Below are 20,554 nucleotides of genomic sequence, written 5' to 3'. Positions count from 1 at the left end.
ACGCGGAGCGAGGGAACGATCTTGTCGGCGTGCTCCCACAGTTGTGTCGCATAATGGCTGGCTTCAACGGTGTGTCAGGAGGGCCTAAATTGTTGAAATGGCGACAGTGCGGTCTTTTGAGTCTGATTATCATGTTGTCAGGCTGTGGCAACAGCGACTCCCTGGAAAGCTTCAGTGGCCCCACCATGGGCAGCACTTATTCGATCAAGTACGTGCGCCGCGCAGGTCTTCCCACCTCGAAAGACGTCCAGGCCGAGGTCGAAAAAATCCTCGCCGACGTCGATCAACAAATGTCGACCTACCGCAGCGACTCGGACATCGAGCGCTTCAATGATCTTCCCGCCAATCACTGTCAGAAAGTGCCCGAACCCCTCCTCAGATTGATCCGCGTCGGTGAACAACTGTCGGAACAAAGTGAAGGTTCCTACGACCTGACGGTAGAACCTCTGCTCAACCTGTGGGGGTTCGGCCCGCAGGCGCGTGAGGAAAAAGTCCCAACCGGTCAGGCGCTAGCCGAAGTACGGCAGCGAGTCGGTTACCAGCACCTGCGCATCGACCGCGATCAATTGTGCAAGGATGCCGCCGTCGAAGTCGACTTCAATAGCATCGCCGCCGGTTATGCCGTCGACACCATTGCGGCAAAACTCGACGCCATGGGCATCCACAATTACCTGGCTGAGGCCACGGGTGAGCTCAAGGCTGCCGGCAAAAAGCTCGACGGTTCACCTTGGCGTGTTGCCCTCGAAGAGCCACGGGATGATCAGCAGGTTGCGCAAAAAATTATCGCTGTCGACGGCTATGGCGTGTCCACCTCCGGTGACTATCGCAACTATTTTCAGCAGGATGGGAGGCGTTATTCCCACACCTTCGATGCCCGCACCGGTGTGCCGGTCCTACATACCCTGGCGTCAGTCACGGTGATTCATCCTTCAGCGCTGATGGCCGATGGACTATCGACGCTGTTACTTATTCTCGGCCCTGAGCGGGGTTGGGACTATGCCCAAGCGCATGACATCGGTGCATTTTTTGTGATTCGTGCCGATACAGGTTTCATCACACGAACAAATCAGGCTTTCGAACGCCTCAGTGGCGGTCAAAGCAAATAATGGCAACGATTCAAGCGCTGAAGACTGGCGTTGTAGTGCAGGCAAAACTAGCCTACGACGCGACCAAGGGTTAATGTGCCCGGCGTTGACGCTTCTATAGACTGTGTCCGGGTTCTGCACTGACCCAAAATTGTTCCTTCACGCCACAGATCGGCGTGATTTAGCCGCTGGGTGCCGATGGCACCGCGGCCTGTTCTGAGGAGTACGCATGGCTGTCTACAACTACGACGTGGTGGTGCTGGGTTCCGGCCCAGCGGGAGAAGGCGCGGCAATGAACGCCGCCAAAGCAGGGCGCAAGGTGGCGATGGTCGATAGCCGTCGCCAGGTCGGCGGCAACTGCACTCACTTGGGTACCATCCCGTCCAAGGCACTGCGTCACTCGGTCCGGCAGATCATGCAGTTCAACACCAATCCGATGTTCCGGGCCATTGGTGAGCCGCGCTGGTTTTCGTTCCCGGACGTATTGAAAAGCGCCGAGAAAGTCATTTCCAAGCAAGTCGCTTCGCGCACCGGCTACTACGCCCGTAACCGTGTCGATGTGTTCTTCGGCACCGGCAGCTTCGCCGACGAGCAAACCATCGAAGTGGTCTGCGCCAACGGTGTGGTTGAAAAGCTTGTCGCCAAGCACATCATCATCGCCACCGGCTCACGTCCTTATCGCCCGGCGGACATCGATTTCCACCACCCGCGTATCTACGATAGCGACACCATCCTCAGTCTCGGCCACACCCCGCGCAAACTCATCGTTTACGGCGCTGGCGTGATCGGTTGCGAGTACGCCTCGATCTTCAGCGGTCTGGGTGTTCTGGTTGAGTTGGTGGATAACCGCGGTCAGTTGCTGAGCTTCCTCGACTCGGAAATTTCCCAGGCGTTGAGCTACCACTTCAGCAACAACAACATCACGGTCCGCCACAACGAAGACTACGACCGCGTTGAAGGTGTGGACAACGGTGTGGTCCTGCACCTCAAGTCCGGCAAGAAGATCAAGGCTGATGCCTTGCTCTGGTGCAACGGTCGTACCGGAAACACCGATCAGCTGGGTCTTGAAAATATCGGCGTGAAGGTCAACAGCCGTGGTCAGATCGAAGTGGACGAAGCCTATCGCACCTGTGTGCCGAATATTTACGGTGCCGGTGACGTGATTGGCTGGCCGAGCCTGGCGAGTGCCGCGCATGACCAGGGTCGTTCAGCCGCGGGCAGTATCATCGAAAACGGTAGCTGGCGTTTTGTGAATGACGTTCCGACCGGCATCTACACCATTCCGGAGATCAGCTCGATCGGCAAGAACGAGCAGGAACTGACTCAGGCCAAGGTGCCGTACGAAGTGGGCAAGGCGTTCTTCAAGGGCATGGCGCGCGCGCAGATTGCCGGTGAGCCGCAAGGCATGCTGAAGATCCTGTTCCACCGCGAAACCCTGGAAGTGCTGGGCGTTCACTGTTTCGGTTATCAGGCGTCGGAGATCGTGCACATCGGTCAAGCGATCATGAACCAGCCGGGCGAGCTGAACACGCTGAAGTATTTCGTCAACACGACGTTCAACTACCCAACCATGGCCGAAGCCTATCGGGTAGCGGCGTACGACGGCCTCAACCGGCTTTTTTGAGCGGCTCCGGCCGGTGGCCTGAGCCGGCCGGGGAGACCGATTTCAGCAATTCTCGAGCGTGGCGCTGGCCAAACCGGGAAAGTCTGTAATCAGGCTGTCAACGCCGAAGTCGGCGAGTCTGCGCATCAGTGCGGGCTCGTTGACTGTCCACACCGACACATGCAGCCCCTGACGCTGCGCCTTCTGCAGGCGTTCCGGCGTACACAGGGTCCAGTTCAACGCCAGAATCTCACAGCCATAGCTCTGCGCGACCTTTAGCGGGTCGAGCCAGGCGTATTCGGCCACCAATCCTCGAGACACATCCGGCACCAAGTCCAGCGCGGCTTTGAGCACTTCGCGTGAGCTTGAGGTGATCGTGACCTTGTCGAGCAAGCCGAAACGCTGAGCCATCTCACGAATCGCCAGTACGGTCGTGGCAGCGCGGGTGCGTGAGGCGCTTTTGACTTCCAGTTGCCAGTGATCGAAGTCGCACTTCTCAAACAACGTTTCCAGCGTCGGGATCGGGCAGGGTTTGATCCAGCCTGGGCCGCCGTTGCGCGCGTCATAAGTCACCAGTTCGGCCGCCGTATGTTCGACGACCTTGCCGCGCCGGTCGGTGGTGCGCTTGAGTGTCGGGTCATGGATGACCATCAGCTCGTTGTCCATGGACAGGTGCAGATCCAGCTCGCAACGGCGAACGCCGTGCTTGAGGCATTGCTGAAAGCTGGTCAGGGTGTTTTCCGGTGCTTCGCCCTTGGCGCCGCGATGGCCGTAGATGAGGGTCACGGTTCTTCCTTAAATTAAATGCCTGATTCGTTTTCGCGGGCCAGTCGTCGTTCCTGGGCCTGTTTCTGCAAAATGTAACGGGCCAGCAACTGCCGCTGAGCATCGGTCGGGCGTTCGAACTCGGTGCCGACATCATAGCTGCCCGCGTTGCGCTCGCAATGGATGACGCGGGCGCGCAGCAACAGGCCAAGGGCCTGCGGCATCAGCACCAGCTTGACCGACAGGTGTGCGCCCACGGCGATAGGCGTTGGATGCGGGAACTCGATGCCGCCTTCGGAAATGACCACCGGTTGGGGCTCGCCGATCTGCCCAAGCACAGTGATTGCGATCACCTGGCTCAGTAAGTCGATGCGTTTGTTCTGGGATTTCAGGAACGCCGCGAGGTTCCGGTCGCGCTCACTGATCTGGCGTAACAGGTGTTGCGACTCGAATTCACTCAGGTGCAACTCGCTGAGCAAATTGAACAATGGAGAAGCATCCTGCAACACTTCCTGGCCTGCGGCCTCGGGAGCTGACAGCGTCCGAATTTCCAGTGCGATCGTGTCCTCGATACGGTAGTATTCGCGGCGATCTTCTTCATCTAATGTCGACATGGCGAACCCATGGTAGCGGCGGTGGTCTGAGTGTAAAGCTGGTTATCGACCCCCGCCACAAGGACGTTCCTTTTCCCTCCGAACAAGCCCCGACATGTTCAGACCTCTCTTCGTTTTTATTGGCACGCGTTATACCCGTGCAAAGCGTCGCAATCATTTTGTGTCGTTCATTTCCCTGACTTCAATGATCGGACTCGCCCTCGGCGTGGTGGTGATGATTGTCGTGCTGTCGGTCATGAACGGCTTCGATCATGAGATGCGCACCCGCGTGCTGGGCATGGTGCCCCACGCGACCATCGAGGCCGGTGAGCCGATCAGTGACTGGCAAAGCCTGGCTGCCAAGGTCAAGAAACACTCGCAAGTGACGGCCGTGGCGCCGTTCACTCAGATGCAGGGGTTGCTGACCAACAACGGCAAAGTCTCCAAAGTCCTGCTCAATGCCATCGATCCTGCGCTGGAGCGCAACGTCTCGATCATTGATAACTTCATGCAGCAGGGCAAACTCGACGATCTGGTCCCGGGTGAGTTCGGTATCGTCATCGGCGACAAAGCCGCAGCCAAGCTCGGCGCCGCCATCGGCGACAAGCTGACGTTTGTCGCGCCGGAAGTCACCGTGACCCCGGCCGGCATGTTCCCGCGCATGAAGCGCTTTACCGTGGTCGGCATCTTCCATGTCGGCGCCGGTGAGCTGGACGGATATCTGGGCATCACCAACTTGCAGGATCTGGCCAGGCTGCACCGCTGGAAGCCGGATCAGGTACAAGGCATTCGCCTGAAGTTCGACGACCTGTTCCAGGCGCCGCGCACTGCATGGAGCATCGCCCAGCAGCTCGGCGAAGACCATTTCTACGCCCGCGACTGGACGCGCACCCATGGCAACCTGTATCAGGCCATCCGCATGGAAAAAGCCATGATCGGCCTGCTGTTGCTGCTGATCGTCGCCGTTGCCGCGTTCAACATCATTTCCACACTGGTGATGGTGGTGAACGACAAGAAGGGCGACATCGCGATATTGCGCACGTTGGGTGCCACACCGCGCACGATCATGGCGATCTTCATGGTCCAGGGCACGGTCATCGGGGTGGTCGGGACGCTGATCGGTGCCGTGGTCGGGATCTTCGCCGCGTTGAACGTCAGCGCCGCGATCTCGGCCCTCGAAGGCCTGATCGGCCATAAATTCCTCAACGCCGACGTGTACTTCATCGATTACCTGCCGTCGCAAGTGCAGAGCCAGGACGTCTTGATGGTCTGCGGCGCCGCGTTGGTCCTGAGTTTCCTCGCCACCCTGTATCCAGCCTGGCGTGCCGCGCGCACCCAGCCTGCGGAGGCGCTACGTTATGAGTGAGTCGGGCATGAGTGATAAAGCAATCTTGAGCTGCCGCAACCTGGGTAAATCCTACGAGGAAGGCCCGGAGTCGGTAGAAGTCCTGGCCGGTCTGCAGCTGGAGTTGCACCCGGGCGAGCGCGTGGCGATTGTCGGTACCTCGGGTTCGGGCAAAAGTACCTTGCTCAACCTGTTGGGTGGTCTTGATACGCCGACCAAGGGTAGCGTCTGGCTCGACGGCGAAGAACTCTCGGCATTGAGCGAGAAGAATCGCGGCTTGCTACGTAACCGTTCTCTTGGGTTCGTGTACCAGTTCCACCACTTGCTGCCGGAATTCACCGCGCTGGAAAACGTCTGCATGCCGCTGCTGATCGGCAAGACGTCGATCCCGGAGGCGCGTCAGCGTGCCACGGCGTTGCTGGAGCGGGTAGGGTTGGGCCACCGTCTGGAACATAAACCGGCCGAGTTGTCCGGTGGTGAGCGTCAGCGGGTGGCTATCGCTCGCGCCCTGGTGAACAAGCCGGGCCTGGTGATGCTCGACGAGCCGACCGGCAACCTCGACTCCCATACTGCCCAGGGCATTCAGGATTTGATGCTGGAACTCAGCACGTCGATGCGCACCGCGTTCCTGGTGGTGACCCACGATATGAACCTGGCCCGCCAGATGGATCGCGTCCTGCATTTGCAGGAAGGTTGCCTGACACCCATCTGATTGAGCAAAACCCGACGTGCTAGACGGTACGCCGGGTCTTTTATTTTTATACGGTGCCCCAGCGAATGTTCAGACCGTTATCGATCTTCATCGGCGCGCGCTATACCCGCGCCAAGCGCCGCAATCGCTTTGTTTCCTTCATCTCGATGACCTCGATGATCGGCCTCGCCCTCGGCGTGTTGGCGATGATTGTGGTGTTGTCGGTGATGAACGGTTTTCAGCGCGAAATGAGCTCGCGCATCCTCGGCATGGTGCCGCACGCCACCATTGTCGGCGTGAACCCGATCGACGATTGGCAGCCTGTTGCAGCCGCTGCGATGAAAAACCCGCAGGTAACAGCGGCCGTACCGTTTACCGAGATGGAAGGCATGCTCTCCTATAAGGGCACGATGCAGCCGATTCAGGTCAGCGGCATCGATCCGGCCCAGGAGGGCAAGGTGTCGATCGTCGCCCAGCACATTGTTCAGGGGCGTCTCGATGCCTTGAAACCGGGTGAATTCGGCGTGGTGATCGGCGAGATCACGGCGCGTCGTTTCCGTTTGAACGTCGGCGACAAGCTCACCCTGATCGTGCCGGAAGTCAGTACCGCACCGGGCGGGATTACCCCGCGCATGCAGCGCCTGAACGTGGTCGGCGTGTTCAAGGTTGGTGCTGAGCTGGACGGTTCGATGGCATTGATCCACGTCGCCGATGCCGCACAGATGCAGCATTGGGAACCGAATCAGGTACAGAGCGTGCGTCTGGCGGTGAAGGATTTGTACGCCGCGCCGCAGGTCTCGAGCGACATCGCCACTGGGTTGGGTGCCGCGTACAAGGCTGACGACTGGACCCACACCCAGGGCAGTCTGTTCAGCGCGATGAAAATGGAAAAGACCATGATTGGCCTGCTGTTGCTGATGATTGTCGCGGTGGCGGCGTTCAATATCATCGCGACCTTGATCATGGTGGTGAACGACAAGGGCGCGGACATTGCGATCCTGCGCACCATCGGCGCAACGCCAGGGCAGATCATGGCGATCTTCATGGTCCAGGGGACGGTGATCGGGGTTGTCGGGACCTTGATCGGCGGCGTGCTTGGGGTGATTGCGGCGTTGAACGTCAGTGAACTGGTGGGCTGGATCGAGCGGGTGAGCGGGCAGCACATCTTCAGTTCCGATGTGTATTTTGTCAGTAACCTGCCTTCGGAATTGCAGGGCGCGGATGTGCTGTTGATTTGCTCGGCGGGGTTTATCTTGAGTTTCCTTGCCACTGTGTACCCGGCGTGGCGTGCGGCGAAAATCGAGCCGGCTCACGCGTTGCGGTATTCGTAAGCCGTTACATCGCTATCGCGAGCAGGCTCGCTCCCAGAGGGTTTGGAGTTGATCACAAAATGTGTGATTCAACTCGGACATTGTGGGAGCGAGCCTGCTCGCGATGAGGCCAGACCTGCTGGCCTCAATCCCCCATCGGCAACTCGATCACAAACCGCGTCCACCCAATCTCCGATTCGCAACGAATATGCCCACCATGGGCACGAACGATCGACTGCGTAATCGCCAACCCCAGCCCCGCATGCTCACTGCTGCCTTCCTGACGCGCCGGATCGGCTCGATAAAACCGGTCAAACAATCTCGGCAGCAACGCTCTGTCAATGCCGTCGCCGCTGTTCTCAACCGTCAGACTCAACCCTTTAACCTGATCAACAATCCGCACCCGAACCTCACCCTCGGCAGGCGTAAATCGCAACGCGTTATCCAGCAAATTGGACAGCGCCCGCCGCAACATGCTGCGGTCACCCTGCATCCGGGCATGACCTTCCCGACTTAGCGTAATCCGCGCGTCTTCAGCCAGCGGCGCAAAAAACTCGAGCAACAGATCCGTTTCCTCCGCCAGTTCCAGCGGTTCACGCTTGGGCGTCAGCAGCCCGTGATCGGCCTTGGCCAGGTACAACATGTCATTGACCAGTTGCGCCATCCATTGCAGCTCTTCTAGGTTGCTGTGCAGCGCCTCACGATAGTCCTCGATGGGGCGCGGGCGGGTGAGGGTGACTTGCGTGTGGGTCAGCAGGTTGGACAGCGGCGTGCGCAGTTCATGGGCGATGTCAGCGGAGAACGCCGAAAGCCGTTGAAAAGAGTCATCAAGGCGTCCGAGCATGGCGTTGAAGCTGTGGGCCAATTCCGCGAGTTCGGGCGGCATGTTCTCTTCGGGCAGCCGCGCATTCAGTGATTGCGCCGAAACCCCGCGGGCGACCGCGCTCATGCGCCGCAACGGGCGCAACCCACTGCGCGCCGCCCAAGCCCCGAGCAGGGCCGTGGCCAAGGCTGACAACCCAACGGTCAGCCAGATCAGATGCTGCATGCGTTGCAGAAAGTGCTGGTGATGGGTGATGTCCAGCAACAAGGTCAGTTGTGGGGAATCAGGTTTGTCGACAAACAACGGCGCATTCAAAACGCGGTAGTCGGTGCCGTCGTCGTTCAGGGTCGACAAACCGGGTGTTTGCGGGAGCTTGTCCGGTAGCTGTGCCGAACTGTCATACCAGCGCTGTCCATCGCTGCCGGTAACGCGCAGCGACAAATCGGCCTGGCGGCTCAATTCATCCGCGAGTCTGATTTGGCTGTCGCTGGATTGAATGTCGATTAGCGCCCGGCGCAAACCAATCAACTTGCCATCCAGCAGTTGCTGATCGAGTTCGACGAAATGCGCTTCACTCGCTCGACTGAACAACACCCCGGCGAACAGCGAAACCACCGCCGTGCAGGCCGCAAACAGCAACGCCAGACGGCTGCTTAACGAAAGATGCCGCATCAGACTGAGCGCTCTTCAAGGACGTAACCCATGCCGCGCACGGTGTGGATCAATTTGTTGGGGAATTCATCGTCGATCTTCAGGCGCAAACGCCGGATGGCGACTTCGATCACATTGGTGTCGCTGTCGAAATTCATGTCCCAGACCTGAGAGGCGATCAGCGATTTGGGCAGGACTTCGCCCTGCCGACGCAGGAGCATTTCCAGCAGGGCGAATTCCTTGGCGGTCAGGTCGATGCGCTGGCCGCCGCGCTCAACGCGGCGTCGGATCAAGTCCAGGCGCAAATCGGCCAGTTGCAGGCTGGTTTCCTGTGGCGCAGCGCTGCCACGACGCAACAGGCTGCGGACCCGGGCCAGCAGTTCGGAAAAGGCGAATGGTTTGACCAGATAATCGTCAGCACCCAGTTCCAGCCCATGAACGCGGTCTTCCACTGCGTCTCGTGCGGTCAGAAAAAGTACCGGCGTCTCGAGACCAGCGCCGCGCACCGCTTGCAGAATCTGCCAGCCATCGCGGCCGGGCAGCATCACGTCGAGAATCAACAACGCGTAGTCTCCGCTCAGCGCCAGTTGTTGCCCGGTGCTGCCGTCGGCCACCAGTTCGGCGTTGAAACCGGCCTCGCTCAGGCCTTGGCGCAGATAGTGGCCGGTTTTCGGTTGGTCTTCGACGATCAGCAGTTTCATGGGCAACTCTAAGTAAATGGAACGAGCGCTTTATACCGTGGGCAGGGTGAATACAGATCAACCTGACAAAGTTGTAATCTGGCTGTCAGGTTGCGGGCAGTGGCAGCAGTTTAGAGTTTTCCACAGGCGGAACCTTATCTTGTTGGAGTACGACGATGTTTTTGCGCAAATCTTTGCTGCAGGTAGCGTGTTTGTTGGCGTTGAGTTCACCGGTGTGGGCTGCCCCGGCGCATACCTACGACTTCGGCCAACCCGCTGCGGCGGCTGAGGCGACTCGCAGTGTTGAAGTGGTGATGGGCGATATGTCTTTCACCCCCAAGGCCATCGAGATCAAGGCTGGTGAGACGGTTCGCTTTGTGCTGGTGAATAAAGGCCAGTTGTTGCACGAATTCAACCTTGGGGATGCGGCGATGCATGCCAAACACCAGCAGGAAATGTTGCACATGCAACAAAGCGGCATGCTGACGCCTACAGGCCTGAAGGAAATGGACCACGATTCGATGGCTGGCATGGATCATGGATCGATGAAGCACGACGACCCGAATAGCGTTCTCGTCGAGCCGGGCAAGACGGCCGAACTGACCTGGACCTTCACTAAGGCCACCAGCCTGGAATTTGCCTGCAACATCCCTGGCCATTATCAGGCTGGTATGGTCGGCAAGTTGACTGTCAGTCAGTAAGCACTCAATGGCGGGCGCAAAGGCTGGTAGAATCCGCTGATTCTTCAGTCAGGTTTCCGCCATGCATCCCGCAGCCGAACACTCGCCGCTGGGCAAATCCAGCGAATACATCGCCACCTACACGCCGTCCTTGCTGTTCCCGATTCCGCGTATTGCGAAATGGGCCGAGCTGGGCCTGACGGCTGAAACCCTGCCATACAAGGGCGTGGATTTCTGGAACTGCTTCGAGCTGTCGTGGCTGTTGCCGTCCGGCAAGCCCGTGGTGGCGATTGGCGAGTTCAGCATCCCGGCGGATTCGCCGAACATCATCGAATCGAAGTCGTTCAAGCTGTACCTGAACTCGCTGAACCAGACGCCATTTGCCGACACCTCCAGCCTTGAGGCGACGTTGGCGAAAGACCTGTCGGCCGCCGCCGGCAAGCCGGTTGGCGTGCGCATTCGCAGCCTCAAAGACGTGGAAGCTGAAGGTGTTGTGGCGCTGCCGGGCGTATGCATCGATGATTTGGACATCAGCGTCAGCAACTACGAGCATCCGCGTCCGGAATTGCTACGTTGCGATGAGTCGCTCATTGTCGAAGAAAGCGTGCACAGCCATTTGCTCAAATCCAACTGCCCGGTCACCAGTCAGCCGGACTGGGGCAGCGTAGCGGTGGAATACCGTGGCGCGGCGCTGGACCACGCGAGTTTGCTGGAATACATCGTGAGCTTCCGTCAGCACTCGGACTTTCATGAGCAGTGCGTGGAACGGATTTTCCTCGACCTGCAGCGGTTGTTGAAACCGGAGAAATTGACGGTGTATGCGCGTTATGTGCGCCGTGGAGGGTTGGATATCAACCCGTATCGCAGCACCGAGACTGTGCAGCTGCCGAACCACCGTCTGGTCCGTCAATAACGAATTTGCATTTCAAAATGCAGACAATGAAAAGCCCCGCTATCGCTAGCGGGGCTTTTTTGCGTTTGGCGGGTTCAGATGCCCATATTGCCCAAGGCTTGTGCAATGTTGCGCAGAGTGCCGGCCAGGGTTGGGTGTTCGAGTTCGAAGCGTTCGACGGCCAGATTAACGCCGTCGGCGAGGCTGGCGTCCTGAGTCTTGGTTTCGAGCTCAAGCTTGAGTTCGATCTGCTGCATCAGTTCATGCAGGTTTTCACGTTCGGATTCGGACAGTGGAGGATTCTGTTCCAATTGCTCGCGCAGTGTATCGAGCTGTTGTTGCAGTTCGCGGGCAGGCATGGCGTTCTTCCTTTTATCGATAGGCGCTGGCATAGACCGCAGCCTCGCGCCAAAGGTCTATGGCTGACCTTTAGATTAATCCACTTGTGCACAACCTGCATGATCTCGGTCAGGGCTTTTCGCCCTTGAGCCGGCGCAGGCTGATATCGGCCAGGCAGGTGTCGAGTTCGCCCAGATGATCGATCACCGAATGCACGCCCAAACCGAATAACTGCATCGTCGCCTTGCCGCGTAAATACTCGCGTTCCTTTTGACTCAACGCGTGCCATTCGCTGGGCGCGAGGCCGCAGAGCGAGCCGCAGGACGCCAGGCCAATCGTCCACAACCCGGCATTCAGGCCCGATTGCAGCAACCGCGGTTCGCCGCTGACCAGCACGCAGCCATCCAGACGCTCGACATTCAACGCCATCAGGGCTTGCCAGCAAGCGTTCGGAGCGGGCCATGGGTTGATTGTTGCAGGGTGTTGCGAAGAGCTGATCCAGGAAGGCAGGGTAACGGCCAGCGAATGGCTGAGGGCGGGGGGTAATTCATCGACCCAGGCGCAGGGAATTTGCTTGCGCTGCAAACTGCGCAGGCTGTCCAGCGCACCGGGAGTGGCCTCGGCGTGCTCCGCAGAATAAACCCCGTGTTGGCGTGTCCGGGCGCCGAAATCCACCAGGCAACCGCTGAGGCCGAACAAGACGGCGGTCAAACTGGGTGCTGCAATGGGCAAGGTTTCAGCGTTTGGCATATCCACGTCCCTGAAATAGTGACAAGGCTATGCTGCGTCAGTGACAGTTGAGTGACAGTTGAGTGACATTGATGTGAAGCGCTCTCAAACAGGACGATTCATCTGTAGGCGAATGTGCGCGATGCTGCATAAAGCGGCTTTTCCGTCTTATACTGACGAACTTAACGCCCGGGCCGAGTGCCCGCGCCAGTAAAAAACCAAGGAGTTTGTTTATGCGCTGGAGCAATTATTTCGCTCAGCTTTGTGTATGTGCCAGCGTGTTGCTGGTTCCGTTTGTGGCTCAGGCTGCTCCGGAAGACGACCCTTGGGAAAGCGTTAACCGTCCGATCTTCAAGTTCAACGATGCGATCGACACTTATGCACTCAAGCCTGTTGCTCAGGGCTATCAGTTCATAACGCCACAGTTTCTGGAAGACGGCATTCACAACATGTTCCGCAACGTCGGTGATGTCACCAACCTGGTGAACGATATTCTGCAGGTTAAACCGGTCGCCGCGGGCACCGACACTGCGCGCATCATCTTCAACACCACGTTCGGCCTGCTGGGCTTTTTCGATGTGGGTACCAAGATGGGCCTGCACCGCAACGACGAAGACTTCGGTCAAACCCTCGGCTATTGGGGGGTCGGTAGCGGACCTTACTTGGTGCTGCCATTGCTGGGCCCTAGCACTGCGCGTGATGCACCTTCCAAGTTCGTTGATAGCTACACCGGCCCGTACCGGTACATCGACGACGTATCGGTGCGAAACTCGGTCTTCGGCCTGAACATCGTAGACACGCGCGCCAGCTTGCTGTCGAGCGAGAAACTGATCACCGGTGACAAGTACATCTTTATTCGAAACGCGTACTTGCAGAACCGCGAATTCAGAGTCAAAGACGGCCAGGTTGAAGACGATTTTTAATCTCGATCGGTAATACGTAGAAGGCGGCCATTGGGCCGCCTTCTTTCGTTTGGATCCGGCTTACTTCATCTTCAAGATTGTAAGCCAGGGTTTCTGGCCAACGCCGTCCAATGGCGTCCCCACACCGCCTCGGCATCGACTCGCATACGGCTCAAAACGCGCTTTTCGCTGTAGTCTCGACCGGTTTGACTCTTGGGTTCGATCCTTCCATTGGGTTACGGATTTGCCTGTTCTTATAACTCCCGGTGATTTGACAAGTAAAGACGTCAAGCGACCATCGGCGTGAGCTTGAAACGCCCCGCGGATGGGAGTACCGTCTGCGCCTTAGAAGGGCACCTCTGGTGTACGTGTGAGTAGGGCAAACGCTCGAAAACGGTGCGGCAGAGTGGCTAGAAAGCGAATCCAGTAGTGTGAGCCGGGCTAAAGCCCCTGCCTGCTACGCCAACCTAATTCTGGCGCCGTTTGCCCACATGCCAAAAACCAGTGCCACGCTGCTGATAATCGATGATGACGAAGTAGTGCGCGCGAGTCTCGCGGCCTATTTGGAAGACAGTGGTTTCAGTGTCCTGCAGGCCAGCAACGGCCAGCAGGGTCTTCAGGTATTCGAGCAAGACAAGCCCGACTTGGTCATCTGCGATCTGCGTATGCCGCAGATGGGCGGACTCGAACTTATCCGCCAGGTCACTGAACGGTCTCCGCAAACCCCTGTGATTGTGGTCTCGGGTGCCGGCGTGATGAACGATGCGGTCGAGGCGTTGCGCCTTGGCGCAGCGGATTACCTGATCAAGCCTCTCGAAGATCTGGCTGTGCTCGAGCATTCTGTGCGCCGAGCCCTGGATCGCGCGCGTCTGCTGCTGGAAAACCAGCGCTACCGCGAGAAGCTGGAAAAGGCCAATCGTGAACTCGCCGCCAGCCTGAACCTGCTCCAGGAAGACCAGAACGCCGGTCGCCAGGTGCAGATGAACATGCTGCCGGTCAGCCCCTGGACCATCGACGAGTTCCAGTTTGCGCACCAGATCATCCCGTCACTGTACCTGTCGGGTGATTTTGTTGACTACTTTCGGGTCGATGAGCGTCGGGTAGCCTTCTACCTGGCGGACGTTTCCGGGCATGGCGCCTCTTCAGCCTTCGTTACCGTGCTGCTGAAGTTCATGACCACGCGCTTGCTGTTCGAATCCAAGCGCAGCGGCACATTGCCGGAATTCAAGCCTTCAGAGGTCCTTGGTCATATCAACCGAGGCCTGATCAGTTGTAAGCTGGGTAAACACGTCACAATGGTCGGTGGAGTCATCGACGAGGAGACAGGTTTGTTGACCTATAGCATCGGTGGTCATTTGCCGTTGCCTGTGTTGTACACGCCAGACAGTGTTCGTTATCTGGAAGGGCGCGGTCTGCCGGTGGGCCTCTTTAATGAGGCGACCTACGAAGACCACGTGCTGGAGCTGCCGCCGACGTTCAGCCTGACGCTGATGTCTGATGGCATTCTGGACCTATTGCCAGAACCCACACTCAAAGAAAAAGAAGCGGCGTTGCCCCAACGGGTCAAGGCTGCGGGCGGCACCCTGGATGGGTTGCGGCAGGTTTTTGGATTGGCCACGCTTGGGGAGATGCCGGATGATATCGCCCTGTTGGTGTTGAGCAGGAATCTTTAATGAGTACCGGTAGAATCCAGTTCGCCGAGCAGGATGGCACTTTCGTCCTGAAATTCGTCGGTGAAGTTCGCCTGACCCTGTGTTCGGCGTTGGATGCGACTATTGATCGGATCTTCACCGCGTTGAACTTCAACGCGATCGTGATCGACCTGACCGAAACCCGCAGCATCGACAGCACCACGCTTGGCCTGCTGGCCAAACTGTCGATCCTGTCGCGGCAGAAGGTCGGCCTGCTGCCGACCGTCGTCACCACCCACGAAGACATCACCCGTCTGCTGGAGTCCATGGGCTTCGAGCAGGTGTTTAACATCGTTGACCAGCCCGTGCCATGCCCGGAATGCCTGGACGACCTGCCGGATCAGGACCAGTCCGAAGAAGTGGTGCGGATCAAAGTCCTCGAAGCACACAAAATCCTCATGGGCCTCAATGACCACAATCGCGAAGCGTTCCATGACCTGGTGAATGCGCTGGAGCGTCACTGATCAGGCTTTAAGTGATGTGGGCCTGTCGGGTCCCATCGCGAGCAGGCTCGCTCCCGCATTGGTCCTCCGTCGTATACACAATCTCAATTCCTCACAAGTCCCCCTGTGGGAGCGAGCYTGCTCGCGATGGCGTCATGCCTGTCACCATTCATTAGGCGCGAAGCCAAACCACCCAGGCACAAAAAAGGGCGAACCCACCAAGGTTCGCCCTTTTTGCATAGCCTGGATGCTTAGATCACAGCTTGGCCTGCAACAACGCCTCAAGCTTCTCCTGATCCCGAGCAAACTGACGAATACCCTCAGCCAGTTTCTCTGTCGCCATCGCATCCTCGTTGGACAGCCAACGGAACTGCGCTTCATTCAAGCTCAAACGCGCTTCACCGGCATGCCCAGGCTTCAGCTTGCGCTCCAGCTTGCCAGTATCTGCCGCCAGCTTCTCCAGCAGGTCCGGGCTGATGGTCAGGCGATCACAACCCGCCAACTGTTCGATCTGGCTCAGGTTACGGAAGCTCGCGCCCATCACCACAGTCTTGTAGTCATTGGCCTTGTAGTAGTTGTAAATCCGCGTCACCGACTGCACGCCCGGATCATCCGCCCCGGTGTAGTCATTGCCGTTGGCTTTCTTGTACCAGTCGTAAATACGGCCCACGAATGGCGAAATCAGGAACACACCTGCATCGGCACACGCCGCCGCCTGAGCGAACGAGAACAACAGTGTCAGGTTGGTCTGAATGCCTTCTTTTTCCAGCGTCTCTGCTGCGCGGATGCCTTCCCAGGTGGAGGCGATCTTGATCAACACGCGGTCACGGCCGATGCCGGCCTTGTCGTACAGCTCGATCAGACGGTGCGCACGCTTCAAGACGGCGTCAGTGTCGAACGACAGGCGCGCATCCACTTCGGTAGAAATACGGCCCGGTACAACCTTCAAAATCTCTTGCCCGACCGCAACGCCGAAACGGTCGCTGGCCAGGCCCACATCGCCTTTGCAGTCGTGAACGCAAGCATTCAGCAAGTCGGCATACGCAGGAATAGCCGCGGCTTTGAGTAGCAGGGAAGGGTTGGTGGTAGCGTCCACCGGTTTAACGCGAGCGATCGCTTCGAAGTCGCCGGTATCGGCAACCACGGTGGTCATTTGTTTAAGTTGTTCCAGCTTGGAAGTCATGGGCGTGCTCTGTCCTGTGGGTCTAATGACATTACCCGAGCGCTGACAGCCACTCAAGGGCGCATGTACGTATCGATGGCCCCAGCGGCAACAACCTGAAAACGGCTGTTTGAATGGCGGGGCGCGTTATCGGTAAATACGATGCCAAATCAGCGCACAGGTTCAACCCGGGCGACTGTTAGCGCCCCTCCAACAACTCCGCCGCCTGATCCAGCAACACCAAAGGCTGTTTAGCTTTATGAATATCCACCGACAACAACTGCCGAAACTTGCGCGCCCCCGGGAACCCGGTGCCCAGCCCCAGCACATGCCGGGTGATATGGTGCATCGAACCACCCGCGTCGATGTGCGCGGCGATATAAGGCCGCAACTGCGCCAGCGCCTCGGCCCGAGTGATCACCGGTGCCATGCTGCCGAACAGCTGCTGATCCACTTCTGCCATCAAATAAGGATTGTGATATGCCTCACGGCCCAGCATCACACCGTCGAACGTCTGCAAATGCTCGTGACAGGCCTCCAGCGTCTTGATCCCGCCGTTGAGAATAATCTCCAGGTCCGGAAAATCCCTCTTCAACTGCGCCGCCACGTCATAACGCRGGGGCGGAATGTCGCGGTTCTCCTTCGGTGACAACCCTTCCAGAATCGCAATCCGCGCATGCACGGTAAAACTCGTGCACCCGGCATCCCGAACCGTACCGACGAAATCACACAACTGCTCGTAACTGTCCCGCCCATTAATCCCGATGCGGTGCTTCACCGTCACCGGAATCGACACCGCATCACGCATCGCCTTCACACAATCGGCCACCAACTGCGGATGCCCCATCAGGCACGCGCCGATCATATTGTTCTGCACCCGATCACTTGGGCAGCCCACGTTGAGGTTTACCTCGTCGTAGCCGTGCTCCTGGGCCATGCGGGCGCAGGCGGCCAGGTCCAGCGGAACACTACCGCCGAGTTGCAGGGCGAGTGGGTGCTCGGCTTCGTTGTGACGCAGGAAGCGGTCGTGATCGCCGTTGAGGAGCGCGCCGGTGGTGACCATCTCGGTGTAGAGGAGGGCATTTTTCGATAATAGGCGTAGGAAAAAACGGCAATGTCTATCGGTCCAATCCATCATCGGTGCGACGGAGAAGCGGCGGGAGAGCGGGGCGGGTGTGGCGATGGGTGCGGGCATTGGGGATCTGGAATCGGTGAGGCTGGGAGGTGGGGGAGTTTATCAGGAATGGGGGTGTGGGGCTGAGGTGCCTTTCGGTGGATGTTCAGAGCAGTTGAGCGAAGGCGCTGTGGGGATTCGGCTGGTTAGCTGCAAGTAAATAAATCTGAGTCCCCATTTTTTTGCTGCACTAACAGCGAGCCAGCATTTAAGGCCGTGTGTAATGACTGCTGAATTGTGTTGAGCACGAGTCAGCTTCCAAGAAAGGGGCGATTCTCTTCTCGAATGGCGCGAGCAGCATCATCGTATAGAAACGGGAGAAACATATAACGGCGACCTTGGGTTACAGGAGTGGCTTCGTGCAAAAGTGAACACGAAAACACCACGGCCCCTCCTGTTGGTGCGCTGTAGAGCATTTTTCCATACTCTGGAAAATGCAGAGAACCGCCTTCGTACTCTCCCGTATTAAGAAACAAGGAAACGGCAAAACGGCGATGCGCTGTACCCTTCGTGGTGTTATCCCTATGGGGCCGGAAATGCCCGCCTTCCTCGCTGTTGTAGCAGGCCACCAGATAACGCTCCATTCGAGTGGCATTGAACTGGAACGCTTTATGTAGCTCTGGAAGCAGACGGTTGGCTATACGCAACGAACATGCTTTGGATAGAGCCTCGTCTTCAATAGTGCAGTCACGACGTTGCTTGTGGCTATGGTCGGTGATGTGGACGGTTTTACCCGACTGCTCCAGCATAAACCCGGATTCCTCTCCGCCACGTTCGTCGTAGTAACTTATTAGTGCTTTACACAGCTTGGGCTCAAATATACGGGGAATCACCAAGACTGGTGCATGTGGAGTGGCGGCATGTGGCGGAGCCAATGCGGGTAATCTATCCAGAAAACGCATTAACGAGGGTACATGGTTATCAACTCGCGTCTCTATCGGGACGATGGCCAAGACTCGTAACGCAGGATCCAGCACAAAGGTCATTTGCCTGATGCTGCCGTCTATTTGCAATGTCCCGTAGAGCTTACTAACTGACCGATCGAAGTCCCAGATGAAGCGCACGCCAGGTATCGCACTTTCTACCCGTTTCAGCTTTTCATCATCCGGATCTACGGAAACACCAAAGAAGCAGACTTGATCGTCATTGAACCGCTGACGATGGGCCCGAACACCTTCCAGAACTTTAATTGATGCGGGAGCAGCCGCAGAGCCGAAAAAAGAAAGCACTACATACCGACCGGCAATAGTGTCGAAACAAAAGCGCTCTCTTTGTTGAGTGCGGCAATGGAACCAAGGGGCAGGTTGACCGACTGAAAACGCTGTGGCGCGCATCACATCTCCTTGCCAGCAGGCAATGGATCGCTATCAGGAATAAAGGCAGGAGACTCATGTTGAGCATTGCTTCTTCCCCAAAGGTGCCGCGTATGAAAGGGCTTACGGTACCGCATCACTGCGATGCCGAAGCAGGAGGAACTCCAGGCACTTGAAGCTTGTAGGTAAAGCTAGTTCAGTCTTGTTGAAGCTGCCCAGAGCGCTGATGGCGACTTCTCATTGATGACTTGTATCTCTGGTTTTTCGCAGAGCAAGTTGTGGTCTGTCAGAGTGTAGTAGGGTGGCGATTGCAGGCGCAGATTCAGGTGTCGCGGCTCCAAACAGAAAAGGGCGTTCCTGAGGGAGCACCCTTTTTTCCACCTGGAAACCGCCCTACCTGAACCAACGCTGTCACCCCGCAAAGTTTCACAATGTCCCCCGAGATTGCGGCCTAGGATGACGACTCAAGCTCATATCACCGCACTTCAATCCCACAGGGAGCTGAAAAATGATCTCGAATCTCGTCAAAGTCGTGCTAATCGGTGGTGCATTACTGTTAAGCGCCTGTTCGGGTGTGAGCACCCATAGCGATTACTCGGAAGCCTCCCTACCGTCTGCCGGCTTTGGCCCAGGCCCCACCAACAACCCGAATAAGATGAATTTCCATGGCAGTGCGCTCGGCAACAGCTTCGGCGAGTACAGTTCGGGTTTGTTGCACGGCGATTAACGACGGCGGAAGTGTTTCCGCCGTTTTGCGTTTTGCCTGATGTGCCGTGTGCGTTGGGTTAGCGACTGCTACGCAGGCGGACGCAGGCTTCGCCAGTTGCTACGGGGGATAATCTAGCGGCTACTTAGTCTCGGGCGTTGCTATCCATTGACTCAGGACTTTTTGATATTTTCCCGTCACTTTGGCCAGGTGCAGCCACTGATCGACATACAACTTCCAGGTGATGTCGTCGCGCGGCAGCAGGTAAGCCTTTTCCCCGTACTGCATAAACTGACTTGGGTTGACCGCGCACAAACCGGGTTTGAGTTTCTGCTGGTACAGCGCTTCCGAGGCATCTGTAATCATCACGTCAGCCTTCTTATCCAGAAGTTCTTGAAAGATGGTCACGTTGTCGTGAAGGCTTAGTTGCGCCTTGGGCAGGAGGGCGTGGACAAACGCTTCGTTAGTACCGCCGGCCGGTTCAACCAGGCGCACTGAGGGCTGGTTAATTTGCTCGACGGTTTGGTACAGCGCCTGCTCTTCGCAGCGCACTAGCGGGATTTTGCCATCGACGTCTAGCGTGGTGCTGAAGAACGCTTTTTTCTGGCGCTCCAGGGTGACCGAGATCCCGCCCATGCCGATGTCGCATTTGCCCGCCAGCATGTCGGGCAACAGGGTTTTCCAGGTGGTCTGCACCCATTCAACCTTGACGCCCAGGCTGTCCGCCAGTGACTGGGCCATGGCGATGTCGATGCCTGAGTATTCGCCGTTTTCGGCTTTGTAGGTGTAGGGTTTGTAGTCGCCTGTGGTGCACACGCGAAGTTGGCCTTGCTGGATGACGCTGTCCAGATGCGATGGTTCTGCCTGTGCGCCAAACGATAGAGCGAGCAAGCCACCGAGCATCATTGTGCTTTTTATATTCTTCATTGTTCTCGGACGTTTTTTGATGGAATCTCATCGGCTAAGCGGTAGCGGCG

General features: G+C 57.7%; 21 protein-coding genes. 11 read left to right on the top strand and 10 right to left on the bottom strand.

The annotated features are described in order from the left end of the window. Positions 1-131 precede the first annotated feature (131 nt). Both AC1DSG_RS03170 and sthA read left to right on the top strand, forming a co-directional pair. A complete protein-coding gene (locus tag AC1DSG_RS03170) occupies positions 132-1,106 on the top strand; it encodes an FAD:protein FMN transferase (protein ID WP_477789568.1) in 975 nt (324 codons plus the stop codon). A gap of 208 nt (positions 1,107-1,314) precedes the next feature. Next, entirely contained in the window at positions 1,315-2,709 is a 1,395-nt protein-coding gene (gene sthA, locus AC1DSG_RS03165) for a Si-specific NAD(P)(+) transhydrogenase (protein WP_007943660.1), read from the top strand. Positions 2,710-2,751: 42 nt separating this feature from the next. Here sthA and AC1DSG_RS03160 read toward each other — a convergent pair whose 3' ends face one another. Both AC1DSG_RS03160 and AC1DSG_RS03155 read right to left on the bottom strand, forming a co-directional pair. Further along, a complete protein-coding gene (locus AC1DSG_RS03160) occupies positions 2,752-3,474 on the bottom strand; it encodes a glycerophosphodiester phosphodiesterase (RefSeq protein WP_477789546.1) in 723 nt (240 codons plus the stop codon). 14 nt (positions 3,475-3,488) lie between these two features. Next, positions 3,489-4,067, bottom strand: a complete 579-nt coding sequence (locus tag AC1DSG_RS03155; protein ID WP_477789545.1) for a PilZ domain-containing protein — start codon at positions 4,065-4,067, stop codon at positions 3,489-3,491. 94 nt (positions 4,068-4,161) lie between these two features. Between AC1DSG_RS03155 and AC1DSG_RS03150 the strand changes: the two genes are divergently transcribed. From AC1DSG_RS03150 to AC1DSG_RS03140, 3 genes are all read left to right on the top strand, one after another. Next, positions 4,162-5,412, top strand: a complete 1,251-nt coding sequence (locus AC1DSG_RS03150) for a lipoprotein-releasing ABC transporter permease subunit (protein WP_477789544.1) — start codon at positions 4,162-4,164, stop codon at positions 5,410-5,412. Positions 5,413-5,419: 7 nt separating this feature from the next. Beyond that, positions 5,420-6,103: a lipoprotein-releasing ABC transporter ATP-binding protein LolD gene (lolD, locus tag AC1DSG_RS03145; RefSeq protein WP_226298905.1), complete on the top strand. Its 684-nt coding sequence runs from the start codon at positions 5,420-5,422 to the stop codon at positions 6,101-6,103. 65 nt (positions 6,104-6,168) lie between these two features. Further along, positions 6,169-7,413: a lipoprotein-releasing ABC transporter permease subunit gene (locus tag AC1DSG_RS03140; protein WP_477789543.1), complete on the top strand. Its 1,245-nt coding sequence runs from the start codon at positions 6,169-6,171 to the stop codon at positions 7,411-7,413. 124 nt (positions 7,414-7,537) lie between these two features. On the opposite strand, the gene AC1DSG_RS03135 is transcribed toward AC1DSG_RS03140, so the two are convergent. Both AC1DSG_RS03135 and AC1DSG_RS03130 read right to left on the bottom strand, forming a co-directional pair. Further along, entirely contained in the window at positions 7,538-8,887 is a 1,350-nt protein-coding gene (locus AC1DSG_RS03135; RefSeq protein WP_477789542.1) for a heavy metal sensor histidine kinase, read from the bottom strand. Then, positions 8,887-9,567 (bottom strand): heavy metal response regulator transcription factor, encoded by a 681-nt coding sequence (locus AC1DSG_RS03130; protein ID WP_477789541.1) that lies wholly within the window; start codon positions 9,565-9,567, stop codon positions 8,887-8,889. Before AC1DSG_RS03130 ends, AC1DSG_RS03135 begins: the two co-directional genes overlap by 1 nt. A 155-nt stretch (positions 9,568-9,722) precedes the next feature. On the opposite strand from AC1DSG_RS03130, the gene copI reads away from it, so the two are divergent. Beyond that, positions 9,723-10,247, top strand: a complete 525-nt coding sequence (gene copI, locus AC1DSG_RS03125; protein ID WP_477789540.1) for a copper-resistant cuproprotein CopI — start codon at positions 9,723-9,725, stop codon at positions 10,245-10,247. A 61-nt stretch (positions 10,248-10,308) separates the two neighbouring features. Next, the gene (gene queF, locus AC1DSG_RS03120) at positions 10,309-11,139 is read left to right on the top strand and encodes an NADPH-dependent 7-cyano-7-deazaguanine reductase QueF (RefSeq protein WP_477789539.1); all 831 of its coding nucleotides are present in this window, start codon (positions 10,309-10,311) and stop codon (positions 11,137-11,139) included. Positions 11,140-11,213: 74 nt separating this feature from the next. Here queF and AC1DSG_RS03115 read toward each other — a convergent pair whose 3' ends face one another. Then, the gene (locus AC1DSG_RS03115) at positions 11,214-11,477 is read right to left on the bottom strand and encodes a DUF4404 family protein (RefSeq protein ID WP_477789538.1); all 264 of its coding nucleotides are present in this window, start codon (positions 11,475-11,477) and stop codon (positions 11,214-11,216) included. Between the two features lie 109 nt (positions 11,478-11,586). Then, a complete protein-coding gene (locus tag AC1DSG_RS03110) occupies positions 11,587-12,207 on the bottom strand; it encodes an HAD family phosphatase (RefSeq protein ID WP_477789537.1) in 621 nt (206 codons plus the stop codon). 212 nt (positions 12,208-12,419) lie between these two features. Here AC1DSG_RS03110 and AC1DSG_RS03105 point away from each other — a divergent pair, with 212 nt between their 5' ends. From AC1DSG_RS03105 to rssC, 3 genes are all read left to right on the top strand, one after another. Then, a complete protein-coding gene (locus AC1DSG_RS03105) occupies positions 12,420-13,109 on the top strand; it encodes an MlaA family lipoprotein (RefSeq protein ID WP_477789536.1) in 690 nt (229 codons plus the stop codon). 470 nt (positions 13,110-13,579) lie between these two features. Next, a complete protein-coding gene (rssB, locus tag AC1DSG_RS03100) occupies positions 13,580-14,761 on the top strand; it encodes a two-component system response regulator RssB (RefSeq protein ID WP_007943679.1) in 1,182 nt (393 codons plus the stop codon). Next, entirely contained in the window at positions 14,761-15,243 is a 483-nt protein-coding gene (gene rssC, locus AC1DSG_RS03095; protein ID WP_007943680.1) for an anti-sigma factor antagonist RssC, read from the top strand. Before rssB ends, rssC begins: the two co-directional genes overlap by 1 nt. A gap of 235 nt (positions 15,244-15,478) precedes the next feature. Here rssC and tal read toward each other — a convergent pair whose 3' ends face one another. The 3 genes from tal to AC1DSG_RS03080 form a co-directional block, all read right to left on the bottom strand. Further along, positions 15,479-16,405: a transaldolase gene (gene tal, locus AC1DSG_RS03090; protein WP_477789535.1), complete on the bottom strand. Its 927-nt coding sequence runs from the start codon at positions 16,403-16,405 to the stop codon at positions 15,479-15,481. Between the two features lie 178 nt (positions 16,406-16,583). After that, positions 16,584-17,579: a tRNA dihydrouridine(20/20a) synthase DusA gene (gene dusA, locus AC1DSG_RS03085; RefSeq protein WP_477789534.1), complete on the bottom strand. Its 996-nt coding sequence runs from the start codon at positions 17,577-17,579 to the stop codon at positions 16,584-16,586. A gap of 230 nt (positions 17,580-17,809) precedes the next feature. Next, a complete protein-coding gene (locus AC1DSG_RS03080) occupies positions 17,810-18,892 on the bottom strand; it encodes a 2OG-Fe(II) oxygenase (RefSeq protein WP_477789533.1) in 1,083 nt (360 codons plus the stop codon). 487 nt (positions 18,893-19,379) lie between these two features. Here AC1DSG_RS03080 and AC1DSG_RS03075 point away from each other — a divergent pair, with 487 nt between their 5' ends. Further along, positions 19,380-19,598, top strand: coding sequence for a hypothetical protein (locus AC1DSG_RS03075; RefSeq protein WP_477789532.1), 219 nt, complete (start codon positions 19,380-19,382; stop codon positions 19,596-19,598). A gap of 120 nt (positions 19,599-19,718) precedes the next feature. Here the strand turns inward: AC1DSG_RS03075 and AC1DSG_RS03070 are convergent, their stop codons facing one another. Further along, positions 19,719-20,504: a transporter substrate-binding domain-containing protein gene (locus tag AC1DSG_RS03070; RefSeq protein ID WP_477789531.1), complete on the bottom strand. Its 786-nt coding sequence runs from the start codon at positions 20,502-20,504 to the stop codon at positions 19,719-19,721. Positions 20,505-20,554: the final 50 nt, after the last annotated feature.

This window comes from Pseudomonas sp. P5_A12, from assembly GCF_056400685.1.
The sequence above is the reverse complement of the archived record's forward strand: the minus strand, read 5'-3'. Positions and strand labels throughout refer to the sequence as shown.

What these genes read in the sequence shown, in the direction of transcription:
- AC1DSG_RS03170 (WP_477789568.1), top strand. Translation starts at nt 132, where the DNA reads ATGTTGTCAGGCTGTGGCAACAGCGACTCCCTGGAAAGCTTCAGTGGC.
- sthA (WP_007943660.1), top strand. Translation starts at nt 1,315, where the DNA reads ATGGCTGTCTACAACTACGACGTGGTGGTGCTGGGTTCCGGCCCAGCG.
- AC1DSG_RS03155 (WP_477789545.1), bottom strand. Translation starts at nt 4,067, where the DNA reads ATGTCGACATTAGATGAAGAAGATCGCCGCGAATACTACCGTATCGAG.
- AC1DSG_RS03150 (WP_477789544.1), top strand. Translation starts at nt 4,162, where the DNA reads ATGTTCAGACCTCTCTTCGTTTTTATTGGCACGCGTTATACCCGTGCA.
- lolD (WP_226298905.1), top strand. Translation starts at nt 5,420, where the DNA reads ATGAGTGATAAAGCAATCTTGAGCTGCCGCAACCTGGGTAAATCCTAC.
- AC1DSG_RS03140 (WP_477789543.1), top strand. Translation starts at nt 6,169, where the DNA reads ATGTTCAGACCGTTATCGATCTTCATCGGCGCGCGCTATACCCGCGCC.
- AC1DSG_RS03135 (WP_477789542.1), bottom strand. Translation starts at nt 8,887, where the DNA reads ATGCGGCATCTTTCGTTAAGCAGCCGTCTGGCGTTGCTGTTTGCGGCC.
- AC1DSG_RS03130 (WP_477789541.1), bottom strand. Translation starts at nt 9,567, where the DNA reads ATGAAACTGCTGATCGTCGAAGACCAACCGAAAACCGGCCACTATCTG.
- copI (WP_477789540.1), top strand. Translation starts at nt 9,723, where the DNA reads ATGTTTTTGCGCAAATCTTTGCTGCAGGTAGCGTGTTTGTTGGCGTTG.
- queF (WP_477789539.1), top strand. Translation starts at nt 10,309, where the DNA reads ATGCATCCCGCAGCCGAACACTCGCCGCTGGGCAAATCCAGCGAATAC.
- AC1DSG_RS03115 (WP_477789538.1), bottom strand. Translation starts at nt 11,477, where the DNA reads ATGCCTGCCCGCGAACTGCAACAACAGCTCGATACACTGCGCGAGCAA.
- AC1DSG_RS03110 (WP_477789537.1), bottom strand. Translation starts at nt 12,207, where the DNA reads ATGCCAAACGCTGAAACCTTGCCCATTGCAGCACCCAGTTTGACCGCC.
- AC1DSG_RS03105 (WP_477789536.1), top strand. Translation starts at nt 12,420, where the DNA reads ATGCGCTGGAGCAATTATTTCGCTCAGCTTTGTGTATGTGCCAGCGTG.
- rssB (WP_007943679.1), top strand. Translation starts at nt 13,580, where the DNA reads ATGCCAAAAACCAGTGCCACGCTGCTGATAATCGATGATGACGAAGTA.
- rssC (WP_007943680.1), top strand. Translation starts at nt 14,761, where the DNA reads ATGAGTACCGGTAGAATCCAGTTCGCCGAGCAGGATGGCACTTTCGTC.
- tal (WP_477789535.1), bottom strand. Translation starts at nt 16,405, where the DNA reads ATGACTTCCAAGCTGGAACAACTTAAACAAATGACCACCGTGGTTGCC.
- AC1DSG_RS03080 (WP_477789533.1), bottom strand. Translation starts at nt 18,892, where the DNA reads ATGCGCGCCACAGCGTTTTCAGTCGGTCAACCTGCCCCTTGGTTCCAT.
- AC1DSG_RS03075 (WP_477789532.1), top strand. Translation starts at nt 19,380, where the DNA reads ATGATCTCGAATCTCGTCAAAGTCGTGCTAATCGGTGGTGCATTACTG.
- AC1DSG_RS03070 (WP_477789531.1), bottom strand. Translation starts at nt 20,504, where the DNA reads ATGAAGAATATAAAAAGCACAATGATGCTCGGTGGCTTGCTCGCTCTA.